Annotated in this window: 17 protein-coding genes; 4 read left to right on the top strand and 13 right to left on the bottom strand. The window is 56.3% G+C overall.

Annotation, left to right across the window (positions count from 1 at the left end):
• Positions 1-181 precede the first annotated feature (181 nt).
• From WG219_05020 to peaA, 7 genes are all read right to left on the bottom strand, one after another.
• Positions 182-2,320, bottom strand: a complete 2,139-nt coding sequence (locus WG219_05020; protein ID WXL26840.1) for a methyl-accepting chemotaxis protein — start codon at positions 2,318-2,320, stop codon at positions 182-184.
• Positions 2,321-2,401: 81 nt separating this feature from the next.
• Entirely contained in the window at positions 2,402-3,421 is a 1,020-nt protein-coding gene (locus WG219_05015) for an AraC family transcriptional regulator (GenBank protein WXL26839.1), read from the bottom strand.
• A gap of 56 nt (positions 3,422-3,477) precedes the next feature.
• Complete coding sequence (locus WG219_05010; GenBank protein ID WXL26838.1) at positions 3,478-5,178, bottom strand: AMP-binding protein; 1,701 nt, start codon at positions 5,176-5,178, stop codon at positions 3,478-3,480.
• A 214-nt stretch (positions 5,179-5,392) separates the two neighbouring features.
• Positions 5,393-6,517, bottom strand: a complete 1,125-nt coding sequence (peaD, locus tag WG219_05005) for a quinohemoprotein amine dehydrogenase subunit beta (GenBank protein ID WXL26837.1) — start codon at positions 6,515-6,517, stop codon at positions 5,393-5,395.
• 33 nt (positions 6,518-6,550) lie between these two features.
• Positions 6,551-6,874, bottom strand: a complete 324-nt coding sequence (gene qhpC, locus WG219_05000) for a quinohemoprotein amine dehydrogenase subunit gamma (protein WXL26836.1) — start codon at positions 6,872-6,874, stop codon at positions 6,551-6,553.
• Between the two features lies 1 nt (position 6,875).
• A complete protein-coding gene (gene peaB, locus WG219_04995; protein ID WXL26835.1) occupies positions 6,876-8,306 on the bottom strand; it encodes a quinohemoprotein amine dehydrogenase maturation protein in 1,431 nt (476 codons plus the stop codon).
• Between the two features lie 73 nt (positions 8,307-8,379).
• Positions 8,380-9,888: a quinohemoprotein amine dehydrogenase subunit alpha gene (peaA, locus tag WG219_04990; GenBank protein WXL27942.1), complete on the bottom strand. Its 1,509-nt coding sequence runs from the start codon at positions 9,886-9,888 to the stop codon at positions 8,380-8,382.
• A 462-nt stretch (positions 9,889-10,350) separates the two neighbouring features.
• Between peaA and WG219_04985 the strand changes: the two genes are divergently transcribed.
• Positions 10,351-11,844: an aldehyde dehydrogenase family protein gene (locus WG219_04985; GenBank protein WXL26834.1), complete on the top strand. Its 1,494-nt coding sequence runs from the start codon at positions 10,351-10,353 to the stop codon at positions 11,842-11,844.
• Between the two features lie 33 nt (positions 11,845-11,877).
• Here WG219_04985 and WG219_04980 read toward each other — a convergent pair whose 3' ends face one another.
• The 5 genes from WG219_04980 to WG219_04960 form a co-directional block, all read right to left on the bottom strand.
• Positions 11,878-13,179, bottom strand: a complete 1,302-nt coding sequence (locus WG219_04980) for a lycopene cyclase family protein (protein WXL26833.1) — start codon at positions 13,177-13,179, stop codon at positions 11,878-11,880.
• Positions 13,176-13,844, bottom strand: coding sequence for a S8 family serine peptidase (locus WG219_04975; protein WXL27941.1), 669 nt, complete (start codon positions 13,842-13,844; stop codon positions 13,176-13,178). The genes WG219_04980 and WG219_04975 overlap by 4 nt, the downstream gene beginning before the upstream one ends.
• The gene (locus WG219_04970; protein WXL26832.1) at positions 13,834-15,558 is read right to left on the bottom strand and encodes an ABC transporter ATP-binding protein; all 1,725 of its coding nucleotides are present in this window, start codon (positions 15,556-15,558) and stop codon (positions 13,834-13,836) included. Before WG219_04970 ends, WG219_04975 begins: the two co-directional genes overlap by 11 nt.
• Before the next feature lie 61 nt (positions 15,559-15,619).
• A complete protein-coding gene (locus WG219_04965) occupies positions 15,620-17,509 on the bottom strand; it encodes a sigma-54-dependent Fis family transcriptional regulator (GenBank protein ID WXL26831.1) in 1,890 nt (629 codons plus the stop codon).
• A 370-nt stretch (positions 17,510-17,879) separates the two neighbouring features.
• The gene (locus WG219_04960; GenBank protein ID WXL27940.1) at positions 17,880-20,162 is read right to left on the bottom strand and encodes a heavy metal translocating P-type ATPase; all 2,283 of its coding nucleotides are present in this window, start codon (positions 20,160-20,162) and stop codon (positions 17,880-17,882) included.
• A 258-nt stretch (positions 20,163-20,420) separates the two neighbouring features.
• Between WG219_04960 and cadR the strand changes: the two genes are divergently transcribed.
• The gene (gene cadR, locus WG219_04955) at positions 20,421-20,873 is read left to right on the top strand and encodes a Cd(II)/Pb(II)-responsive transcriptional regulator (protein WXL26830.1); all 453 of its coding nucleotides are present in this window, start codon (positions 20,421-20,423) and stop codon (positions 20,871-20,873) included.
• Between the two features lie 32 nt (positions 20,874-20,905).
• Here cadR and WG219_04950 read toward each other — a convergent pair whose 3' ends face one another.
• Positions 20,906-22,861: a PhoX family phosphatase gene (locus tag WG219_04950; GenBank protein ID WXL26829.1), complete on the bottom strand. Its 1,956-nt coding sequence runs from the start codon at positions 22,859-22,861 to the stop codon at positions 20,906-20,908.
• A gap of 351 nt (positions 22,862-23,212) precedes the next feature.
• Here WG219_04950 and WG219_04945 point away from each other — a divergent pair, with 351 nt between their 5' ends.
• Complete coding sequence (locus tag WG219_04945) at positions 23,213-23,380, top strand: hypothetical protein (GenBank protein ID WXL26828.1); 168 nt, start codon at positions 23,213-23,215, stop codon at positions 23,378-23,380.
• A 284-nt stretch (positions 23,381-23,664) separates the two neighbouring features.
• A complete protein-coding gene (locus WG219_04940; protein ID WXL26827.1) occupies positions 23,665-25,128 on the top strand; it encodes a catalase in 1,464 nt (487 codons plus the stop codon).
• Positions 25,129-25,157: the final 29 nt, after the last annotated feature.

Raw genomic sequence — 25,157 nt, 5'->3', positions numbered from 1 at the left:
GTCGCGCTGTAGAGGCTGGCCGACAATGTCGAAAGCCATCAACCTCTGTGAGCGGATTTGACAAAGAAGCTGTACATGGCAGCCCCTGAGGCGTGTTCAGGTGCCATAAAGCACAAAACCCATCGCACTCCTGCGATGGGTTTTGCTTAAATCAAGCAACAGCCCCCAGCGGGGCACTGCATCACACGCGGAACTGATCCATCAGACCCTGCTGGTGGTTAGCCAGACGGTTCAGTGCCTGACTGACCTGTGCCGACTCCTGGGCCTGGCCTGAGAGGCTTTCAGTGACATCGCGTATTGCAGACACATTGCGGTTGATCTCTTCAGCCACCGAGCTTTGCTCCTCGGCAGCCGAAGCAATCTGCAAGTTCATATCCGTGATAACGGTAACCGCCTCGCCAATGCGCTGAAGGGCCGCAACGGCTTGCTCAACTTGCTCCACACTGCCTTGAGCCTGACGGTGGCTGCTGTGCATGGAGCCGACCACTTCGCGCGTGCCGTGCTGCAAGCCCTCAATCACCTGGCGGATTTCCTCTACCGAGTCTTGAGTACGCTTGGCAAGGTTACGGACTTCATCTGCCACGACTGCGAAGCCACGCCCGGCCTCACCTGCACGGGCAGCCTCAATGGCGGCGTTAAGTGCCAACAGGTTGGTCTGCTCAGCAATGGCGCGAATCACTTCCAACACCGAGCCAATTTGTTCACTGCTGGTGGCCAACGCCTGCACTTCTTCCATTGCAGCGCTCATCTCACTGGCCAGCTGCTCGATGGTGCTGGTGGTGCGGCTGATTACACTCAGCCCTTCGCGAGTCGCATGGTCAGCGCCACGCGCCGCCTCCGCAGCTTGTGCAGCACTGCGGGCCACATCGTGCGCCGTTGCACTCATTTCATGGGAGGCCGTAGCCACCTGATCCACTTCCCGGTATTGCTGCTGCATACCTGAACTGGTCTGGCTGGCAATCGCCGCCGACTGATCCGCAGTACCACGCGCATCCTGAACAGAGCGTTTTACGTCAGCAATAGTCGGCTGCAACTTATCGAGGAAGCGGTTGAACCAGCCCGTTAGCTCGCCCAACTCATCCTTACGGGAGTAGTTAAGCCGCCGAGTCAAATCGCCCTCGCCGGTGGCAATATCTTTGAGCATGTTAGCCACACCCAAAATTGGGCGAGTGACGCCACGGGCAGTCAGCCACACCAGCAGTAACCCCAAAACAGCTAGCGCAAGACCAATCAGGACTTCCAGAACAGTCCCTTGGGTATTGCGTGTGTCCATCTCCTGCTGAAGGTCAAGCGCAGGCTTGAGTAGCACATCCATAGGCACTTCCAGCAAAACAGCCCAAGGCTGTGACTCCGGGATAGGTTGCAGCGGTGCCAATACCTGCAATGTGTTATTCACCACTTGTTCATGGGCCTGCCCCTTGCGTTGCAACTCAAGTAGCGCCTCGCCCTGTGCTTGAACACTGGCTAGCCCTTTGCCGAGCTGCTCAGCGTCCTTGCTGTAACCTGCAAGCAAACCACCATGGGTAATAATGCTGATGGCCCCTTGTCCGTCAAACAAGCCCTCACTGCCGCTGCTAGCCAATTGCTGCAGACTGCGCAGGCTAATATCGATGCCCACGATACCGATCACCTGACCATTCTCCTTTAGAGGGAAGGTCAACGTGGTGATGAGCATCTTCTCGCCCGAGGCATCATCAAAGTAAGGGTTCAGCAGACACGGTTTTCCGGTTTCATGGGGGCAGTTAAACCATGTGCTAAATGGGGTGCCGTCGAGCATCACTGTGGGATCTTTAATCAGCTCCTCACTCGGCGCCAAAGGCGTGAATTGCCCATTATTTTGTGCCCAGTATGCTGAGAAGCGGCCGCTCTCATTACTGCCGAGGTCGGTGCGGCCTACGAAGGCAGCATCATTGCCATCAAGGGCGTTGGTATCGAACACAACGTAAAGCCCGAGCAGCAGTGGATTGGCTTGCAGGGCTTCCTTAACCTGCTGGTTCAAGCTTGCACGCAGGGCTTCGTCATCCATACCCAAATTAAGGGCTTGGTCGCGCTGATGAAGAACCTGGCGGCTGAAGTTGACACCATCTTTATAGGCGGTAATGAAATGGCGCTGAATGGTCAGTGCTTGAACTTTGCCCTCACCGCTCATGCGTTCTCGTGCAGATGCTTCAAGCACCTCAGCACTATTGGCCTTAACCAGTTCGGTAGAAGCCCCCATTCGGTAAAGCGAAACACTGATCAACACAGCAACGATTGCAAGCAAACAGAGCCCGGCCAGCAGAGTAATCTTCCACTGGATAGAAAGTCGGTTGAGAAGCATGGATGTCTGTCCTGTGTACTTCGGTCGGCGTTCGGGCACGTACATTGCGTACCCTTTTGTGAGTTATCGGCGCAATCCCGCCTAAGTTGAGTCGGGATGCATCAATGTTCGGTATTGCCCCGGAGTTGAACCGGTCCATTTTTTGAAAGCCTTATAGAAGGCACTGGTATCGGCGAAACCAAGCTCGAAGGCCAACTCGGTAAAGTTGCCCTCACCATTGTCCAAACGAGCAATGGCCAGATCGCGACGTACCGTGTCTTTAAGGCTTTGATAGGACTGCCCTTCCAGGGACAGCTTGCGGCGAAGCGTTGAGGAAGCCATGTAAAAATGGCTCGCTAGTGCCTCCAGAGTCGGCCAACGCTCAGGCCGTATACTACGCAAATAACTACGAACACGTGCAGCTAAACTTTGTGGATCGCGGTAGCGAACCAAGATATTGGCCGGTAAGCCAGCCAGGAAACGCTTTAGATCACGTGGCGTTCTGCGTATCGGCATATCCAGACAATCAGCATTAAATAACAACCTGCTGTGCGGGCGCGAAAAGCGCAGGTTAGTGCTGAACATCACCCGGTAATCTTCAATATAACCAGGCTCTGCACAGCGTAAATCCACCCCAAGCACCGGAATACGCCTGCGGGCCAACCAGCACATCAAACCGTGAATCATCAGCCACAGCGTAAAGTAACTAAACGCACGGGATGACTGACCTGACGGCTCTTCGATGGCGATTTCAGCGATACCACCATGCTGCTTCAGACAGGGCGAAAAATCGTCAAACAGCAGATCAAGAAACCCCAGCGCCACAGTAAGCGCATCACCCAAAGTTGGTTCTTTGATGGCTGCCCGCGTCATGTAAGCGAAACTTCCGCATTTCATGCGACGGCTGTTCATTCCGAAGAACTCGTCGTCCATCACCCGTGCGGTCGTTAACCATAAATGGCCATAGAGCTGCGATGGCACCCTCCCATAGGGCTTGTTCAACAGTTCAGTGGTTATGCCTGCATCGTTGAGCACCGCTAAATCATCAAAGCCCCGCTGGCGGAACTCCAGCAGGGCCTCGTTTAGCAAGTGGATCGAAATGGTTCCTTTCTCTGTGGACATGCCTGATCTGAACTTCTAATAGCTTGCCGACAAAGGAGTATTACAGGAGTGCTGCATTAGCCAATAGCGGCCACCTTTCCTGCCTCTGGCGGCGCCAACTCTTGAATACTGATTTCCCGCATGACGAACTTCTGGATTTTCCCGGTTACCGTCATCGGGAAGTCCTCAACAAAACGGAAATAACGCGGCACTTTAAAATGGGCAATTCGCTCTTTGGCCCACGCACGCAGCTCGTCTTCGGTCACGCTGTGGCCAGGGTGGAACTTGACCCAAGCGACGATTTCCTCACCGAACTTAGTGCACGGAATACCAATGACCTGTACATCCGCAACAGCCGGATGGGTGAAGAAAAACTCCTCAAGCTCACGCGGGTAAACGTTCTCACCACCCCGGATGATCATGTCTTTACTGCGCCCTACGATACAGACATATCCGTTCTCATCCATAGAGGCCAGATCACCTGTGTGCATCCAGCGCCCAGCATCAATCGCTTCGGCTGTGGCTTGGGGATTATTCCAGTACCCCAACATCACGCTGTAGCCACGGGTGCAGAGTTCACCGATGGTGCCACGGGGAACGATTTTACCTTCGGCATCGACGATCTTACTTTCCAGCTGTGGCTGGGTGCGTCCGACCGTGGTAACGCGCAGCTCCAGGTCATCATCCGGCCCGGTTTGCAGTGAAACGGGGCTGGTCTCCGTCATGCCGTAGGCGATCTGTACTTCGCTCATGTGCATTTCGCTAATGACGCGGCGCATCACTTCGATGGGGCACGTTGCTCCGGCCATGATGCCTGTACGCAGGCTGGACAGATCAAACTCACCGCGCTGCGGGTGATCCAACTCAGCAATGAACATGGTCGGCACACCATACAGTGCCGTGGCTTTTTCTTGAGCGACCACACGCAGGGTGGTCAGCGGGTCAAACGCGTCGCTTGGGTAAATCATGGTGGAACCATGGGTCATACAGCCCAGGTTGCCCATCACCATGCCAAAGCAGTGATACAACGGCACCGGGATCACCATTCGGTCCTGTTCAGTCAGGCGGAGGCTTTCACCGACCATGTAACCGTTGTTAAGAATGTTGTAGTGGCTCAGTGTCGCCCCTTTTGGGAAACCTGTAGTGCCAGAGGTGTACTGAATATTAATGGCATCGTCGAATTGCAAACCGGCTTGGCACTCAGCCAGTTCAGCTGGGCTGACTTCGTCAGCACGCGCTTGCAGGCTAGCCCAAGACAGAAAACCCGCCGGGGGGTTAGCAGCCAGACTGACAACACCACGCAATTCTGGCAGAAGATCGCTGGCTATCTGCCCTGGTACGGCGTCGCTCAGCTCGGGTACCAGACCTTGGAGCATGGCGTGATAGTCAGAGGTTTTGAACGCATCAGCACAAATAACCCAACTGCAACCTGATTGGCGCAGGGCGTATTCCAGCTCACTCGTGCGGTAAGCAGGGTTGATATTGACCAGAATTGCACCGATCTTCGCGCTGGCAAATTGGGTAATACACCACTCAGCGCAGTTAGGTGCCCAAATACCCAGACGATCACCACGCTTTATACCGACAGCCATTAGCGCACGCGCATGACGTTCAACTGCTTCGGCTAGGGTCTGCCAGCTATAGCGCAGGCTTTGGTGGCATACAACGAGTGCCTCGCGCTCTGGAAACCGGGCAACGGTGGCGTCAAAGGCTTCGCCTATGGTCATGGCAAGCAGGCTCTTATCCTGCTGCCCTCGTGTATAGCTGTGGTGATTCATTGCTTTCCCTTCTTGTCTTTGTTTTGGGATCAACGCTTATCAGCAGGCCTCAACATTAGGCAGAGAGGCCAGATAGATCGGGGCAGTTAACGGCACGCTCAAATGCCTCCCCTCTTAGATAACGATAAGCATGCGATGGTTCGCAGGCTTATCGTTTTACCTGCTCGAAAGGACCGACAGGGATGCTGGGCATCGCCTGCCGGCCAGTCAGGTCTTAGCGAACAAACACTTGGGTGGTGGTGATGGCCATGTCACCGCCTGGCAGCTCGATGTTTTTGATCTTTTCCAGGTTCTCAGGATCATAAACAGCGATGTCGTTGAAGGTACCGGCCAGATACAGCTTGCTGCCTTTGGTGTTAAAGGCGATGCAATAGTACGAGTGATCAAGGTTGGCAGCCTTCAGCAGCTTCTTCTCCTTGATGTCGTACTTGGTCAGGCGGTTCAGTACGCCAAACATCTGGTTCGGGTCCTTCGGCGAACGTAAGCCGGAGAAGTACAGCTCGATCAACGGCGCAAAGTCTTCAACGATTGTCTTGCCAGTCTTCAGGTCGATGCTCAAGAAACCATAGAGGTACTCAGCAGTGGCAAGGTCTTGCTTCTCGTCTTGGAACTTCGCAGCGGTGTAGAGCATGGAGAAGTCATTGCGCGAAGTCTGGTGAGGCCAGAAATACAGAACATCAGGCGCGCTGTAGTTCGGGCGTTTCCAGTTACGCAGCGGCAGAGCAACTTCGTACTTACCGGTTTTCACGTCCATCTTGTAGATGTCAGCGCCAGCGGCGTACAGGCTGCCGTCATCCGCGGTGCGCATCAGGTACACCTGGCGCGGCATCGGGAAGCTGCGGATTGGCTTGGCGTCCAACCCACCATCAGTGCTGAACACATCCAGACGCGGCTGCTGGACCACATAGTGGTCGCTCATTTGCTGAGTTGGGTTGACCGTTGCGTAGATCTCTTTGCCATCCGGGCTGACAGCAAAAGAGAACATGGAGCGGACTTTCTCACTCGGGCTTTGCGACAGCTTGGCGTGGAAAACCGTTTCACAGTTGTCCAGGTTCACACCGTACAGATCTGCATAGTGGTTGTTCAGCAGATAGGCAGTCTTCTTATCCGGCCCCATCATGGCTGTGCCTGGACCAAAAGCGTCAGGCAGTTTGCAGGTTTTGTACAGCGTGTCGTTAGTCAACTCCACAACATGCAGGTTGTTTGGGTAGTTGGTGGCGATCATGTATTCCTGACCGGCCTTCAACGCTGGGCCTGCATCAGCGGCTGCCCAGGCGTGCGCGCCTAGAGCGAGTCCTGCGACAGCTGTCGCGAAGCTGGCGATGGTTTTGAGTTTCATTGTTATACCCCTCTTATTCTTGTCGGTCGCCAGTCATTTATCTTTCGGGAATACGCTTTCAAGGTTGCGCCAATCATCTTTGGTGTTCATGGCCTCAGCGTTCCAGTTCTGATGGGTGCTCATCATGTCCGGCACCTGAGCAGGCCACCAGCAAGGGTCAGAGCAACCATAAAGGTCGGCTTCCATCGGTTGGCACAAGGACGTCACACCGCCAAAGGCGTCAACTTCCCAGCCCGGGTCGGTGGTAGCAGTACAACCTGCTACGGCACTCATCGCCATGACTTCTTCGATACGGTCTTCGGCTGCAGCCTTGTCGAGCATTTGTGCTTTGTTATTGAGCGGCTTCAGATGTTTCATATCAGTGCTCCTTCCGCGGAGTGATGTAACTGCTGATAAAGGCCGGATTGGCGGCCATGATGCGGCTGTAGACTTCAATGCCGAAGTCGACCCAGTCGCGCATCAGTTCGCAGTAGTGATAAGTCGGGTGTGTCGGGTCGCCGTAGCGGGCATAACTCTCGTGATAGCAGCCGCCGGAGCACAGATTACGGATGCGACAGGTGTCACAACCGGTGTTGGTGCGATCCAGCCGCTGAGACAGAAAGTCATTCAGCTCAACTTGTTTGACCCCGGTATGCACATTGCCGAACGTCGGCATGCTGGAACCTGTAAAGCGGTGGCAAAGGTTCAATTCACCTTTGTGATCAACCGCCAGCATTTTCAGGCCAGCACCACAGGGCAGCGCTTTTTTGTGCCCCTCGTGAATATCGGTAATCAACTGGTGCAGGTTGGAGAAACCGATATTCCGGTGCTCCAGCGCTGCTTCCAGATAACGACGCCCCAGCGCTTTCATATTGGCGAAGACTTCAACCAGCTCTTCACCGGTGAGGTTGTAATCCGCCATATCCCCGGAGGTCACCGGAGCAAAACCCACCTCAGCAAAACCCAGTTCGTTGAACAGGTGATTCCAGATGGTTTCTACGTCGGTAATGCCACGGGTCAATGTCACTCGCGCGCCCACTGGGCGGCTGCGATAACGTGACAGCAGCAGATCAACCTTGCGCCGAACCACATCATAAGTACCCTGGCCGCCCACGGTAATGCGGTTGCGATCGTGGACGGTTTTTGGACCGTCGATACTCACCGACAAACCGAAACGGTGTGCGTTGAGGTAATCAATGATTTCCTCAGTGAGCAGCGTAGCGTTGGTGGTCATGATGAATTCCACCTGCTTGCCTTCTTCAGCAAAGCGACGCTCGCAATAGTCGACCATATGCTCGATCAGCGGACGGTTGGACAGCGGCTCACCGCCAAAGAACACTACGCTGTAGCGCTCTTCATCCGGGGATTCTCTGAGCAACATCTCGACCGAGTTCTCGGCCGTTTCGATGCCCATCCGCTTACCTTCTGAAGGCTTGTCCAAGTCTTCTTTGTAGCAATAGGTGCAGCTCAGGTTACAGCCGGTGTTCACGTTCAAAACGACCGTGTTCAGGGCTGTGCGCTCAACCTTCTTCAAACCGATTTCCGGCGTCAGTGGCGAGCCATCTGAGACGACTTCCAGCGCGATCAGCTCACGTAGGGTCTCATTCACGTCCTGCCCGGCAAAACGGCCGGACAGACGCTGTACCAGATCCTCAGACGAGCAACTCTCCTGACGCAGGGCATCAATGATCCCCCCTGTCACCTCATCGGTGGCGAACAGCGAGCTACTCGGGATATGGAACAGCATGCGGTCAGCATCGACCCGCACTTCATGCAGGTTACGCTCGACCAAATTCAAGATTGCGCCCATGGCGACCTCCCGGAATAAATCCCAATCCTCGTTCAAATCCGGGCGGGTTTGACCCCGCCCAGGCAGACTTCGGTTATGGAATGGGTGGGTTATTCCAGCGCTGGACTGTCACGATCAAGTGGCCTTCGCCTCGCTGACCGGTCTCTTCCAGCTCAGCAACCACTTTCAAGTTGCCGGCGTTGTTGGTCATCATTTTGCGCTCAGGGTTTGGCCCTGCATCGCCAGGAATGAAGACACCGTCTTTCTGCATTTGACCGGCGAACTTCACGTCCTCGTCTTCTTTAGCGCGCTCATCGAACGGCTCTACCGACCATTTAGCAGGCAGGTAGCCAATGCGATACGGCTCGCCAGCAGCGTTTTTGCCCCAAGCCTCAGCCTCGAAACGGCCTTGTACTTTAGGCGTTGCACCACCGTTGTCACCCACACGGGCAATGGAGAACTCAGGCACCACTTTCACTTCAGCGATGTCTTTGTACACAGCCAGTTCGATGCCTTTGAGAGCACCTACAGACACGTCACGGATACCCGCGGCTGCATCTGCTGCGGCTTTAACTTTGACGCGCATTTGCTGGGCGGAAGACTCAACAACCTTCACCACCTCAACGCCCGCGCCGAAGTCCGGCGTGCCTTTGAGGCCGTTACCCACCATGGTCAACTCAGTTTCAGCACCTGCTTTGATGTAGGAGGGCTGAACCGAAAGCAGTTTGGCATTGCCTTCTTTGACCGCGCTGAAGTCCAGGCCACGCTCATCATGCTCGGCTTCGAACATGCGGCCTTTCATTTCACCGTTTACGGCAGCGAAGATCTGACGCATGCGCTGGTCGCCAATCTTGACGTTACCGCGCCACTCATAGCCGTTGTACAGGATGGCGGAACCTTCGCCATTGAACGGCGTGCCGTCGGCATACTGGCCCTTAACGGTGACGTCGAAGTTATCGCCCTTATCGTGCTTCACGGTCATCACGCCGCGAACATCACCTTTGCTCAGCATGTGGCCGCTAAAGCTCCACTGCCCCGGCAGTGCATCAGCTGTTGGCTTGGCCTTCTGCCAATCGGACCAAGCTTTGTCGTCCATCGGGAAGCGCTTGGCCAGATCAGGCACCATGTCTTTCAGGGCGATTTCCAGCCAGTCACGGTCACGGGACAGGGATTGATATTCCAGTGACGGCCAATGGCCGAGGTGGAAGTGGACCAGATGTTCCCACTCTTTAGCAGGACGGCGCTGCAACGCTACACGGGCACCGGAGTGGCAGCGGCCACACATTTGCGCCAGTTGCTCATCGAAGTTTTCGACGGTATTCAAACGACGCTCAAGGGCGTAACGCACGCCTTCAGTTTCGCTTGGAGCCAGACCTTGTTTGTCGGCCAGGTATTTCACCACGGCGCGACGCTCGTCGTCGGAGATCTTAAGGCCATGCATGATCTGCATGCGCGCGACGGTCATAAACCAGCCTTCAGGGGTTTTGCGCTGATGGCTGATACGGCTATAGGAATCGTTGCCTTCGCTAATATGGCAACCCATGCACTTCGACTTGAGAAGAGCTGGGCCCTCCTCGGTTGCATAAGCCTGGCCGAACATCATGGACGCAACGGCGATTGCCAGTGTGCCCACGTTCTGCCGGAGTCGAGTCGTCTTCAAGGTCAGACCTCCACGGTATTGTTCTTATGATTTGCACCCCACAATCGGCAGGTGCCCTTTAACGTCAAATACACATTACGTGCCACACTGAGCAAAACCCTTTATTTGCAAGGATTTACGGCAAATAGCGGCGTTTTCAAAGCCTCAAAACCAAGCCTTAAGCGTCTAAATTCGCGACACAGTGTTACAGCTTGAGACACCTGTGCTTTGTAGCCCACAACGCTCAATCAATACAGTGTTCCAGCGTCTGTCTCACACTGTCTCAATCTGCAACATCCAACGCGCCTGACAAGCACTAAAAAATAAACAAATATCCTTATTTATCAATAAGTTAATATTCATCGCCAGCATTGGCATGGTGGTTGCGACAGGGCGGAACAACGTCAATAAGAAGAGGTTCTACCCATGTCCGTCGACCATTCCGTCCTGCCCCAGACCCAGGCCTTCCTCAACCGCAAGTTACAAATGCTGATAGGCGCAGAATGGCAGGACGCAAACAGCGGCAACACCATGAGTTTCCGCAACCCGGCCACTGGCGAAGTGATCGGCCAGGTTCCCTCTGCTAATGCTGAAGACGTCGACCGCGCCGTAAAAGCTGCCCGCCAAGCCTTTGATGACTCAGCCTGGAGCCGTATGCGCCCACGTGAGCGCCAAAACCTGCTGTGGCGCCTGGCGGACCTGATGGAGCGTGATGCTCAAGAACTCGCCGAGCTTGAATGCCTGAATAACGGTAAAAGCGCCGTTGTCGCCAAAGTGATGGACGTGCAACTGGCCATCGACTTCCTGCGTTATATGGCAGGTTGGGCAACCAAGATCGAAGGCAGCACTATTGAAGCCTCGGTACCGCTGATGCCGGGCGAAGAGTTCCACGGTTTTATCCGCCGTGAAGCGGTGGGTGTAGTCGGTGCCATTGTTGCCTGGAACTTCCCGCTGCTGCTGGCTTGCTGGAAACTCGGCCCGGCTCTGGCCACTGGCTGCACCGTTGTGCTCAAGCCTGCTGACGAAACACCGCTGAGCGCCCTGAAATTGGCCGAACTGGTCCTGGAGGCGGGCTATCCGAGCGGCGTGTTTAACGTGGTGACAGGCACCGGCCTTGAAGCGGGCGTTGCTCTGACCCGTCATCCAGGTGTGGATAAACTGACCTTCACCGGCTCCACTGAAGTCGGTAAACAAATCGGTAAAGCGGCCATGGATAACATGACCCGCGTAACGCTGGAGCTGGGCGGCAAGTCTCCGACCATCGTAATGCCCGACGCTAACCTTGCCGAAGCGGCTGCCGGTGCTGCCACCGCCATCTTCTTCAACCAAGGCCAGGTTTGCTGCGCAGGCTCGCGCCTGTACGTGCACCGCAAGCACTTCGATAACGTTATCGCCGACATCGCCGGTATCGCTAACGGCATGAAACTGGGCAACGGCCTGGACCCAAGCGTGCAAATGGGTCCGCTGATTTCTGCCAAACAACAAGAGCGCGTTGCCGGTTACATCAACTTGGGCCGCGAACTGGGCGCGACCATCGCCTGTGGTGGTGAGAGCTTCGGCCCTGGCTACTTCGTCAAGCCGACCGTTATCGTCGACGTCGACCAGAAGCATCGCTTGGTGCAAGAAGAAATCTTTGGCCCGGTTCTGGTTGCCATGCCGTTCGATACCATCGACGAAGTGGTGCATATGGCCAATGACAACCCATACGGCTTAGGCGCGAGCATTTGGTCCAACGATCTGGGCGCCGTGCACCGCATGATTCCACGCATCAAGTCCGGCTCGGTATGGGTGAACTGCCACAGCGCCCTCGACCCAGCACTGCCGTTCGGCGGTTACAAGCTCTCCGGTGTTGGCCGCGAAATGGGGGCAGCTGCCATTGAGCACTACACCGAGCTGAAATCGGTCCTGATCAAGCTCTGAAGCTGATCGACTCGTGCAGACTTACCGGCCCGCTCAGGGCCGGTAACCTTGTTGTAACAGCCAGCCCTGAATCATCTGCTTCTGTGCTGGCTGTAACAGCTCCAGCGCCTTCTCAAGCTGCCCCGCCTGCACACTGCGCACGATAGGCGCCAACGCCACGCCATTGATGTGCCAAATGCCTAACGGCTGATCAGCCGTGATCACCACTTCAGCTTCATCAATCAAACCGTCATTAAGCACCGGCATACGTGCCACCCGCAGTTGCTCGAAATCAGCCGCTGCATGCATGGGTTCTGCATCGGGCCAGCTCCGTCGCGCCTGCCAAAAGCCATGCTCAGGCCAACGCTGTTCCATGGCATAGAAATCCCGACCGGTACGGGCAAAGCGCATAAACAGGTGTTCAACTCGCTGATGATGAAAGCGACTGGCAAGCTCTGCCCTTCCAGGGTGCTGGAGCAGCGTGTTAATCACTGCCGGAGCCTGCAACGCCGAAGACAATGACTGGAACACGCCATTGCCCGAGAGTGGATCGACCGCCATGGCTGCATCGCCCACACGAATCCAGTTTTCGCCCACCACCTGTTGCGCCAGAATCGCGGTGCTACTGCGGGCATACACCGGCGCCTGCGTATTGACTGAGTCGCCAAATAATTCAGCCGCCAGCGCCGAGGATTGGCGTCGTGCGGCACAGTACACATCCAGTGCATCCCGCGACGGCAGCTCGGCAGCACCAGCATCCAAGGTGATCTGCCAATAACAGCGGCCATCATCCAGCGCGGCCATCCACGCCCAACCATCCTCCAGACTCTCCACGGCTGAGCCCGGACGCCCAGCCCGGCCCTGCCACGTACTGAGTAAGCTGACGGTTTCCGGGCCGCGGACACGCCCCTTACTCAGAGGCGCCTGACGTCCACGCGCCTCCACCAGAAAGTCAGCCAGCAGCGATTCGCCACTATCCAGCACAACCCGGTGGCGGCCGGCTTCTTGAACGAGCTGGCGCACTCGCCCTTCGCTGAACGCTACGCCGCCCTCAGCCAGATCCCGACGTAATGCAGCATCGAATAACGGTCGATCCAGCAGTTGCTCGGTGTTGGCAATTTGATCCAAGCCATTCCAAAGCACCCGCCGTGGCGTTGGCGCAGCAGCGCTGGCCAGTGCCTGATTCAGCCCCACTTGGCGCAGCCCCTCAAGCACGCGGGCGGAGATGCCCTCCACCGCAGCAAAACGGCGCCACTCACCCACCACACGGACTTGATAGCCCAAACGCCTCAGCCCCAGTGCCACTGCACAGCCCGCCGGCCCCGCACCTAATACCGCAATGATCGGATCGCTCATCGACGTCGCTCCTGACCGGTATAGGCAGCCCCGCGGCTGAGCCAGTCAAACACGCTCTGCCGGTCTGCATCAGGGTGTTCTTGCAGATAACCAACAATGAGTCCGCTGAGCGTCGCGCAAGCCAAACTGGCCCCGGCCAGCCCTGAACCTCTGCTGACGTGTGCACCGAAATCTGCCTGAGCACTGTTAAGCCAAGACCACTGCCCGGGATTGCAACGCGCATCCCCGGTGATACGAATGACGCCAGGGTAGCTGGCCGGATAAACAGGCTCGCCCTGGGCTGGGCTGGAAGCACACAGCAGCACGCCAGCAGACTGCAACTCGGCGCATGCCTCACGCAGCACTGGCCGATCACTGCGCAGCCCCAGGCTCATGTTGATTAGGCTGACGTTCTGCTCCAACAACCAGTACAGAGCGGCTGCAATCTGTAACGGACTGGTCTGCCACTGCCCGGCGAACACCTGCGCGCTGAACACGCTGACCGTTTCACTTTGGGCGCACAGGGCATCCAACACCCCACAACCATGCCCCAGCGCATCAGGCAGTGGCTCGCCCTGACGCAATTCATCGCCTTCCAGCCAGAAACGCCGCGCCTGGGTAATGCGTGGGGCTTGGTGTGGAGCAAAGCCGCTGTCGATAAAACCGATACGCAACTCAGTGTTCATGGCGATTGTCGGACTCATGCAACTGACCTTGTTCCAGACGCAAACTCAAATCCGCCTCGCGCAGGGTCGATGGACGGTGGCTGATCAGGATCCGTGTGCGCCCGGCAAACAGCTGGTCGATGGCAGCGATGACTTCTTGTTCGGTCGCCTCATCCACCGCCGACGTGGCCTCATCAAGCACCAGTATGCGCGGGTCTTGCAGCAAGGCTCGGGCAATGGCAATGCGCTGTTTCTGCCCGCCTGAAAGCTGTTGACCGCGTTCCCCAATCGGGCTGTCGAGGCCCAATGGCAGGCGCTCGATCAAATCATCCAAACGCGCCAAATGCGCCACGCGCTGTAACTCTTCACGCGTGGCCGTTGGGGCACTGTAGGCCAGGTTTTCTGCGAGGGTGCCGCGAAACAGTACCGTCTCCTGACTGACCACAGCGATGCTGCGGCGCAGCTCGAATAAATCCAATTCGCGCAGATCGCAGCCATCGAGTGTGATTCGGCCCTGATCGGGATCATAAAAACGCTGCAGCAAGTCAATCAACGTCGACTTACCCACCCCGGAAGCACCGCTAAATGCGACCTTGAGGCCCGCAGGAATCACAGCGCTAGCTCCCTGTAACACCGCGCCGCTGCGCTGCTCGTGGGCAAAACACACATCCTCAAGGCGCAGTTCGCCTCGACCTTCAGGCAACGGCTTAGGCACAACAGGTGCAGACACGGACACCGGCTCTTGCTGCAGCTCCATCACCCGGCCGAGGCTGACCGTCATACGCTGCAAGGCAACATACAAGCCCAACAGACTCTGGACAGGCCCAACTGCCATGCCCAAATAGGTCGAAAAAGCGATCAAAGCTCCCAGTTGCCAGGTGCCCTGAATCACCCAATAGCCGCCAATCAAGAACGCGCAGGCTCGCGACAGCGAAGTCAGTGTGCCGGGTACGGCATGGGTTACAAACTCCGTGACCTGCACCCTCAAGAGCTGGCTCATGTAGCCCTGCCCCAACGACTCCAGGCGGCCCGATTCACGCCGTTGAGCACCTGCGGCCTGTATGAACTTCATTGCGGGCAACGTCTCGACCAGGAACGATGACATATCCGCCGAGCGCTCCCGCAGGCTGCGAACCTCCCGTTCGACCTTGCGCCGCATCCAGCGCAGCCAGAGCACCTCAATGGGAACCAGCACCAGCAACAGCAGGGATAACTGCCAAGACAGCATCAACATCAGCACCACCGCCCCCAGCAGACCAATGATGCTGGACACGGCAGAGAACATGGAGTCCACCGCAAAACGCTGGATTTCCGCCACATCGCCGTCCAACCGGGACATGATGTCGCCGATGCGCTTGCGCCCGTAGAACGCCGGAGAGAGCTTTTGCAGATGGCGATACAGATCATCACGCAAGGCAAACAGAATGCGCCCAGACAAGCGCGTGTGCAGGTAGCGATTCAGGCCCGACAGCAAGGTGCTGAAAATCCCCACCGCGATCATGCCCACCGCCACCTTGACCAGCAGCGGGAAATCCTTGGCCAGCAGGCCATCGTCGATCAAGGTCTTGGTCAACCACGGTTGCGCCAGCACCAGCAAAGAGGCGCACAAAGACAGCCCCAATAAGGCAGCAATTGCACGCCAGTGGGGGCGCACAAAGCTGAATAACCAGCCTAGGGCGCGGTTCAATAACTCAGGATCGGGGGTTTCAATCAGCTTGATCAGAAATCGGCGCATGGACTACCAGCAACAACAAGGGCGATTAACGTGCAAAGCGCAATGAAGGGCTTAACGCCCTTCATTTACCCATTTGCTTGAGCTTGCGGTACAACGTGGCGCGGCTGATGCCCAGCGCGTCTGCCGCTGCAGAAACATTGCCCTGATGACGTTCCAGGCTTGCGCGGATCAATTCCATTTCATTCTCGCGGATGCTGCCCGCCTGACGGCAACTGCCCGTCAGCTCATCAATCAGGCTGTCAGTGAGATGGTCCAGCGTGAGTACAGTCTCACCTTCTTCGCGCATAGCCAACGCTGCCCGCAGCACCATCTCCAGCTGGCGAATGTTGCCCGGCCAGTCATAGCTCATCAGCAGTTCGGAAAGGGATTTATCCAAGGTCACATTCACCGCACCATGCTTGTGCAGCACCCGCGTCACCATCTGCTCCAGGTCATCACGCTCACGCAACGCTGGCAGGCGCAAGCTGACGCCATTGATACGGTAATAGAGGTCTTCCCGGAACTGTTTTTCCATCACCAGACGTTTGAGGTCTTGGTGAGTCGCGCAGATCAGTGCCACATCAATATCCTGCTCCTCGCCCGCCCCCAACGGTGATACACGGCGCTCTTGCAGCACCCGCAGCAGTCGTGCCTGCAAGGCCATCGGCATGTCACCGATTTCGTCGAGAAACAGCGTGCCGCCATGGGCCTGCATCAGTCGGCCGACCATCCCACCACGGCGCGAACCGGTAAATGCACCCTCGCGATAGCCAAACAACTCAGACTCAATAAGCCCCTCAGGAATAGCCGCACAGTTAACCGCAACGAACGGTTTATCCGCACGACTGCCCGCCTGATGCAGAGCACGCGCTACGACCTCTTTACCTGTACCAGTCTCCCCCAGCAGCAACACGGGCAAGTCATTGGCTAAACCTTGGCACGCCATACGCAAGGAACGGGCAAAACGGCTGTCATGCGCGGCAAGCTCCTCCAGTGCCTGCAACTTAGCGCCTGTGGCACTCCTAGGCGCCGGAGGCACCTTGCTCACACTGGTATGCCGAGGCACCTGCAAACTGCGGAAAAAGAACTCACCTTTTGAGGTTTGCACACTGATGATGCCGCCTTGCAGCAGGCGCGTAATAAGTTGTGGCGTACGCTCGCCAATCAGATCGCTGGCCCGGCGCCCGATCAGCGCCTCTCGCCGCAACTGGAACAGATCGCAAGCCCGCTCGTTGGCGGCCAGCACCTCACCTTCAAGGCTCAGCGCCAGCAGACCATGCCAAGCACTGCCGAGGTACTGAGGACGATTATGGAAAGCCAGCACCAAGTGCTCAGGGTGATACAGACCGAACAGACGGCTCTCGATGTTGCCAGCGGCCAGCATGAGGGTTGTCAGGTTGTCTTGCGGCTGAGCCATGACGCCTTCGCGGGTCAGATCAAGCACGCCAACTACACGCCCGTGCGGGTCACGCAACGGAACAGAGGTGCATGAGAACGGGCTAAGCCGGTCGAGGTAATGCTCACCGCAATTGATAAGGGTCGGCTTTCCTTCAAGAATCGCCGTGCCCAACGCGTTGGTGCCGCGCTGCGCCTCACTCCAACAGCTACCGGGACGTAAATCACGCAAACCGAGCTGCCTGAGAGGGTCGGCCTGGCCCTCAATAACCAGCACATTGGCCTGGGCATCGCCCAAAATCACCACCCCGCCCTGCCCCTGCTGGGACACCAGATACTCCATCTCCGGCATCGCTGCATCAATCAGCAGGCGATTGCTGTCGAGCAAAATCTTCAGGTCAAGCGACAGATCCTCACGCTCGCCTTCCAGGCAATCGAGGCCGTAACCAAGACTACGCCGCCAAGAGGCATCAATTTCTTCGCGCACAACGCCTGGGGGCAGCTCGCCCTCGTTGACCAAGCGCAAACGCGCCTGACGCGATTGGTGAAAATGACTGTTAGGGATTTTCTGTGCCATTACTCACTCCAGAGGGGCGGCCGTCCACCTTTGAATGTCGAAACCTCAGCTGCTGCTCGTACAGCCTTCAGCCTATCTCGAGCCGCGTGACGTCATTACATTGTTATTAAGATGACGCGAGGTGATGGGAACAGGTTGATTCATTTTTACGTTTACGTAAAGGTAAATAAAAATAAGGATGTAACGATGATCTCTCATTTACCCAATAGCCATCGCTTACTGCAATAGGCCACCAACAGTGGTCACTATATTCCTGATGCCACATCCACTCCCTTCACAGTCATTACTTCAGCCCAAGCTGGCTGATTGAGCTCACCTGTCCCCATTTAGCAAACCTGCAGGATACTCACCCTGCAGGGTTGACACGCTATCAACTGCGCAACAACCTCAGCCCGTTAAACACCACCAGCAGGCTGACACCCATGTCAGCGAATACAGCCATCCACATGGTGGCGTCTCCGGTCAGGGTCATGCCCAGGAAGACAGCCTTGATGCCCAGTGCCAGAACGATGTTCTGCTTAAGCACGTTGGCGGTCTTGCGGGACAGGCGCACAAAAGCCGGGATTTTGCGCAGATCGTCGTTCATCAGCGCCACGTCGGCGGTCTCGATGGCGGTGTCAGTACCGGCTGCGCCCATGGCGAAACCAATCTGGGCTTTGGCCAGCGCCGGGGCATCATTGATGCCGTCACCGACCATGCCCACCACCAGTCCTTTGCTCTGACTTTCGTTGACCCAGGCCAACTTGTCTTCCGGCAGCAGGTCGCCACGAGCATCGTCCACACCCACCTGAGCGGCAATCGCTGCAGCAGTGTGCACGTTATCACCGGTCAACATGGTGGTACTGACGCCCAGCTCATGCAGCTCAGCAATGGCCTGAAGACTGGTATCGCGCACCGTGTCGGCAACGGCCAGCAGCATTAGCGGACGCTGCGCATCACACAAGGCCACCACGCTTTTGCCCTGACGCTCCAGTTCATTAATAGACGCTTCCAGCTCGGGAGAGCACAAGCCCAGCTCCTCCACCAGTCGATGGTTGCCCATGTACAATTGCACGCCGTCAATTTCACCTTTAGTACCACGGCCAGCCAGGGCTTCGAAAGCATTGACCTCCAGCAGCGCCACGGTATTTTCTTCAGCCTGTTTGGCCAGTGCTCGGGACACTGGGTGATCGGAGCGAGCGGCCAGGCTTGCGGCCCAACTACCATGCAGTGCTTCGCTACCTTGGACCAGGTTGATGGCATCGGTCTGCACAGGCTTGCCATGAGTGATGGTGCCGGTTTTATCCAGCGCAAGCGCACTCAGGTGCCGACCATTTTCAAGGTACACACCGCCCTTAATCAGAATGCCTTTACGAGCTGCAGCGGCCAGACCACTGACGATGGTCACTGGAGTCGAGATCACCAACGCGCATGGGCACGCCACCACCAACAGCACCAGTGCCCGGTAGACCCAGTCATGCCACGCGCCCGCCATAAACAACGGCGGAACAATCGCCACCAGCAACGCAAAGATGAATACCGCCGGGGTATAGATGCGCGAAAACTGGTCAACAAAACGTTGAGTCGGTGCCTTGGAACCTTGTGCCTCCTCTACGGCATGGATGATCCGCGCCAGGGTGGTATCACGGGCTGCTGCCAATACGCGGAATGACAGTGCCCCCGCCTCATTGATGGTCCCAGCAAACACTTGGTCACCTTGGCGTTTCTCAACCGGCAGGCTTTCACCGGTGATCGGGGCCTGGTTAACAGTCGAAGTACCCTCCACGACTTCACCATCCAGGCCGATACGCTCGCCGGGACGCACGCGCACCACGCTGCCTACGGCAATGGCCTGTACGTCGATCTCCTGCCAGCTGCCATCTGCCTGCTGCACCGTCGCCTTGGCCGGTGTCAGGTCCATCAGGCCACGAATAGCATTGCGCGCACGGTCCAGCGAGCGCGCTTCGATCAACTCGGCAATCGTAAACAGCACCATGACCATCGCTGCCTCAGGCCACTGGCCGATCAGGACAGCGCCCGTCACGGCAATGCTCATGAGGGCATTGATGTTCAAATTGCGGTTTTTAAGGGCAATCCAGCCCTTTTTGTAGGTGGTGAGACCACACAGCAAAATAGCCGCTACGGCGAAAACAGCGGACAACCATTCTGGGCTGATTGCAGCGAACTCGACCACCTCAGAGGCAATGGCGGCAACGCCTGCCACAAGCAGTGGCCACAGAGATTTGCGAGGCAGCTCTGGAGTGGCTTCAGCTTTGGGCTGATCGTTCTGCTCTACAACCGGGGTAAAACCAAGCCCGCCCAGAGCGGTCAGGATGCTCTGCAAAGCCTCACTGCCGTGGCTGACGGTCAACACCCGTTGCAACAGATTGAACTGCATGCCGCCGACACCCGGCACCTTGCCCAAGGCATCGCGGATCAGACGCTCTTCAGTCGGGCAGTCCATCTGCTCAATGCGAATACGGGTGCTGGCTCCGGCATCCAGGGGCTCGGCTTGCATACCCAGCCCAGCAATAGCGGCCGTGATTGAGGTGGTGTCAGACAAGCTATGATCCACACTGAGTTCACGCTGAATCAGATTGAACTGGAGTGCATGAACGCCCTCCATATTTTCAAGCTTCTTCTGAATCAGGTTTTGCTCTGTGGGACAATCCATGGATTCGATGCGAAAGCGGCTCTGTGTGGTGCCCTTCAGCGCCTCAAACGCCTGATTCCCGGGTTGTTCCTGAGTATGCTCGTGATCACTCCCGTGGTCATGTTTGTGATCAAGGTTGTGGTCACTATGACCCTCTAGCTTGTGTGTATGTCCTACATCACTGCTCATATCAGACGCTCCCTTCAAGTCCATGAGCGCAGTGAACACCCTGAAGTAACTATAGAGTCAAGGCTCAGAACGCACTCAAGGAGAAACGGGATGAAAATTGGGGAACTGGCGAAAAAAGCGGGCTGCCAAGTGGAAACAATCCGCTATTACGAGCGAATCGGGCTTCTGCCCAAACCCTCTCGCACAGAAGCTAACTACCGCGACTACACCACCGAACAGCTGGAGCAGATCATCTTCATCCGCAATTGCCGCTCACTGGACATGAGCCTGGAGGAAATCCAGCAGCTGCAAGCCTTGCGTAACCTGCCTGATGAAAGTTGTATCGGCATCAATAGCCTGGTCGATACCCATATCCAACACGTGGAGGCCAGAATCAATAGCCTGCAAGCCCTGCACCAGCAGTTATGCGAGCTGCGTGAACGCTGCACTGCCCCCACGGATGCCGAAGGCTGCGGCATTGTCCGTCAGTTGAGCAGCGCAGCTCTGGAAAAAGTAGACGCATCCGAAGAACACAGCCACGTCGGCCACAGCCACTCCCATTAGTCCAGCGAAATGGAAGCGGCTGGCAGGATGGATCAAGTGCCGATAATGCCGCCGTCGTTCTTAGTAATTATCACCGTGGTCGAACGCGGGCGGGTTTTGCCGTCACTGGCCGGGTAGCTGATGCCAGGGTGCTGCACGTTAATCCACATCGTGCGGTTGTCCGGACTACGCGTCAGGCCGGTAATTTCGCAGCCACGAGGTCCGACCAAAAAGCGGCGAACCTCGCGGGTTGAGGGATCGGCACAGAGCAGCTGATTGCAGCCCATGGCTTGCATTTCTGGCACTTCGTCATCGAAGTCAGTTTGAATCCAGATACGACCGAATTCATCGATGTTCAAGCCATCGGGCGATGAGAAAATATCGCCATTGATGGTGCCGATCAGGTTCGCAGGAACCGGCTTGCCTTGGGCATCCTTTGCCCCCATCTGCTCACCTGCCAGCAGGAACAACTCCCACTTGAACTGTGTAGCGCCCGGTTTGGCGCCTTGTTCACTGAAGCGAATGATTTGCCCGTGCAGGTTATGTGGGCGGGGGTTGGCTTTGTCCACCGGCTTTTTGTTCCCGCGACCATCGTTATTGGTCAGCGTCACGTAGACATCGCGGGTTTGCGGATGGACAGCGACCCACTCTGGTCGGTCCATTGGTGTCGCGCCTGCCAAATCAGCCGCCGCACGGGTATTCAGCAGCACCTCTGCCTGCGAGGAAAAACCATTGTCAGCGATCAAGCCATTCTGGCCATGCACCAGCGCTAACCACTGCCCTGTGCCGTCAGCATCAAAACGGGCCACGTACAACACACCGTCATCCAACAAATTACGATTGGCTTTCGGATTGGCCGCATCAAAACGTTTAGAGGGGACGAACTTATAGATGTACTCGTCTTTCGAATCATCACCTGAGTAGAACGCCAGGCTGCCATCTTCTAACTGCATGTGGGCCACAGATTCATGGCAAAAACGCCCCATGGCCGTACGTTTAATAGGCTTAGAACTGGGGTCAAACGGGTCGATTTCGACGATCCAGCCAAAGCGATGCGGTTCGTTTACATAACCGCCGTGCGCCTGCTTAGGATCAGGCGTGGCGTTGAACCGTGGGTCAGCCGTCTCCCATGCATAGTTTTTACTCGTGCCAGAAGACGCCATGCCGTAACGCTTGTGAGAAATCCGCTTGGCATAATCCGCCGTATCGCGGTTGATGAAGTAATTGTGCCAATTCTCTTCACAGGTCAGGTAAGTGCCCCATGGCGTGAAACCACTGCCGCAGTTATTAAGCGTGCCGAACACCTGCTCACCGGTTTCATCCGCGGCAGTCTTCATCTGGTCGTGCCCGGCCAGCGGCCCAGCAATACGCATGGGCGTCAGAGTGCTGATGCGACGGTTATAACGGGAGTCCATGACACGCTGCCATTGTCCGCTGGCATCTTTCCTAACCTCAATAATCGACACGCCATGTGCCGCCTGCTCCTTGCGTACCTCAGACAAGGGGCGAGGTTTCGACTGATCAATCTGGTTGGACGGGTGCAACGGCGGATTGATGTATTCGTGGTTCATCACCAACAGGCCGTGGTCTTGCCTCCCTTCGAACGGAAAAAACTCCATACCATCGTGGTTATCCCCAGCCTGGCGCTCCTGCACCTGCCAATCATCACTGGCATCAGGCTTCCACTGTGGCGCCCCAGCCTCAACCGGGTCGCCCCACGAGAAAAACGGTACCGCGCTGTAGCCCTCTGGTACCACAACTGTGTCGAACGCCGGATCAACCTGCACCGGCACACCTTTAAAGCCCAGCAGTGTGCTGGCGAAGGCATCACGGCTGATCCCCATACTGCCACCGAAAAAAACCAACGCCGCCAGCCCCACACCACCCTTGAGTAGGCTTCGACGCGCAGGATTAGTCAGGCTGTTGAAGTGGGGATTGCGGGAGGGATTTATCGATACGTTATCGTGCGCTTCCATGGCGTCGTGGAAGTCCTGCGGGGTGAGCTTCATCGCGGTTATGGCCTCAACAGGTGCAGCTCTGCGTATCCATTCCCCCATACAGGGAGGCAGGCTGCATATTCTCTTTTGTCAGTCACGCTTGCAGAACTGCTCGCATGTGGCGTGCTCCAGCGTTGTATCGCAACGCAATGCAACGTTTTAACGAGATTTAATGACAGACAGGTTAAGGCCCAGCAAAATCCACACGATTGATGCAGTTATTCGCCATTCGTGCACGGCGTTGACATGCCTCAATCTGGCCCACAGTGAAACATGTTCCTCTACAGTTAAAGGCACTACGCTTTATCGCTGTACGGGTGTGATCACTCTTAGCAGCTGCAGTTACTCTGAGAGGAAATACAGGTGAGAGAACTCGAAATTATGATCGGACTGCTCCTGGCGGGATTCATCCTGCTTTTAGGAGGCTATGCCAAGCGGGACGATAATAAAGGGCTTTGCATGATTAGCGCTGGCATCCTGATCGTATTCTCAACCATCGGTTACAAGCTCTATTTGGAATTGGGCATTTGACCGTCACCTGCGCTGCCGAAGCGCGATAACGACGGCAGCGCAGTAAAGATTCACTCATACCTTCCCGCCGCCTACCCGGCGATAAAGTCAGTGTTTTCCATTACAGATTATTCTTATCGGCAGTGGTCATAACCACCAAAAACAAAAAAAACACGAAAATCCACCAGCCCCACTCATCTGAAACATCGTCCCTAAATTAGAAAACTTAAGCCTTTGGCACTAGGCTGGGACGTGGAACCATAACCACAAGCCCTACAAGGGCTCTGATGAGTGAGGATGTGCCAATGAGTGACAAACCCAAGCTGACAACAGTGGCGGGCGCGCCAGTTCCTGATAACCAGGACTCGATGACGGCAGGCAAGCGCGGCCCCATGTTGTTGCAGGACGTCTGGTTTCTGGAAAAACTTGCACACTTTGACCGTGAAGTAATCCCCGAGCGACGCATGCATGCTAAAGGCTCTGGCGCCTTTGGTGAGTTCACGGTTACCAAAGACATCAGCCAATACACCAAAGCCAAACTGTTCTCTCAGGTCGGTAAAAAAACCGACATGTTCGTACGTTTCTCCACGGTGGCAGGCGAGCGCGGTGCAGCTGACGCCGAGCGTGATATTCGTGGTTTTTCCATGCGTTTTTACACCGAGGAAGGCAACTGGGACTTGGTGGGTAACAACACCCCCGTATTCTTCTTCCGCGACCCGCTGAAATTCCCGGATTTGAACCACGCGGTTAAACGCGATCCTAAAACCAATATGCGCAGTGCCAACAACAACTGGGACTTCTGGACCAGCCTGCCGGAAGCACTGCACCAGGTCACCATCGTAATGAGTGATCGCGGTATCCCAGACGGCTACCGCCACATGCATGGCTTCGGTTCACATACGTTCAGCTTCATCAGCTCAGACAACAAACGTTACTGGGTTAAATTCCATTTCCATACTCAGCAAGGCATCAAAAACCTCACCAACGAGGAAGCTGAGAAGATAATTGCCAAGGACCGTGAAAGCTCCCAGCGCGACCTGTTTGAAGCGATTGAGCGTGGCGACCATCCGAAGTGGACCATGTATGTTCAGATCATGCCGGAAGAGGATGCGGATAAAGTCCCTTACCACCCATTCGATCTGACCAAGGTATGGCCAAAAGGCGATTACCCGCTGATCGAAGTCGGTGAGTTCGTACTCAACCGCAACCCGGAAAACTACTTCCAGGACGTCGAGCAAGTGGCCTTTACACCGGCCAACGTGGTGCCTGGGATTAGTTTCTCGCCAGACCGCATGCTGCAAGGGCGCCTGTTCAGCTACGGCGACGCCGCACGCTATCGATTGGGCGTGAATCATCATCAAATTCCGGTCAACCAACCACGCTGCCCAGTGCATAGCTACCACCGTGACGGTGCCATGCGCGTGGACGGCAACCACGGAGGCCGCCTGCACTATGAACCCAACAGCTACGGCGAATGGCAGGAGCAGCCTGACTTCAAAGAGCCTCCACTGAAGATCGACCCGCTGGCTGATCGCTTCAACTTCCGTGAGGATGATGATGATTATTACAGCCAGCCGGGCGCGCTGTTCCGCCTAATGTCGCCGGCGCAGCAGCAGGTGTTGTTCGATAACACTGCGGCGGAAGTTGGCGGTGCTGAGGAGGCCATCCAGCTACGTCACATCGTCAACTGCTACAAGGCTGATCCAGCCTATGGCAAAGGTGTTGCCAAAGCGCTCGGTATCGACTGGTCGAAAGTCAAAGTCCAGTAATGCAAAACCGGGAGGTGCTTTCGCACTTC

Source organism: Pseudomonas mendocina (assembly GCA_037482215.1).
In the GTDB taxonomy this organism is placed as follows: Bacteria; Pseudomonadota; Gammaproteobacteria; order Pseudomonadales; family Pseudomonadaceae; genus Aquipseudomonas; species Aquipseudomonas mendocina_E.
This window is presented reverse-complemented; position numbering and strand designations above follow the sequence as displayed.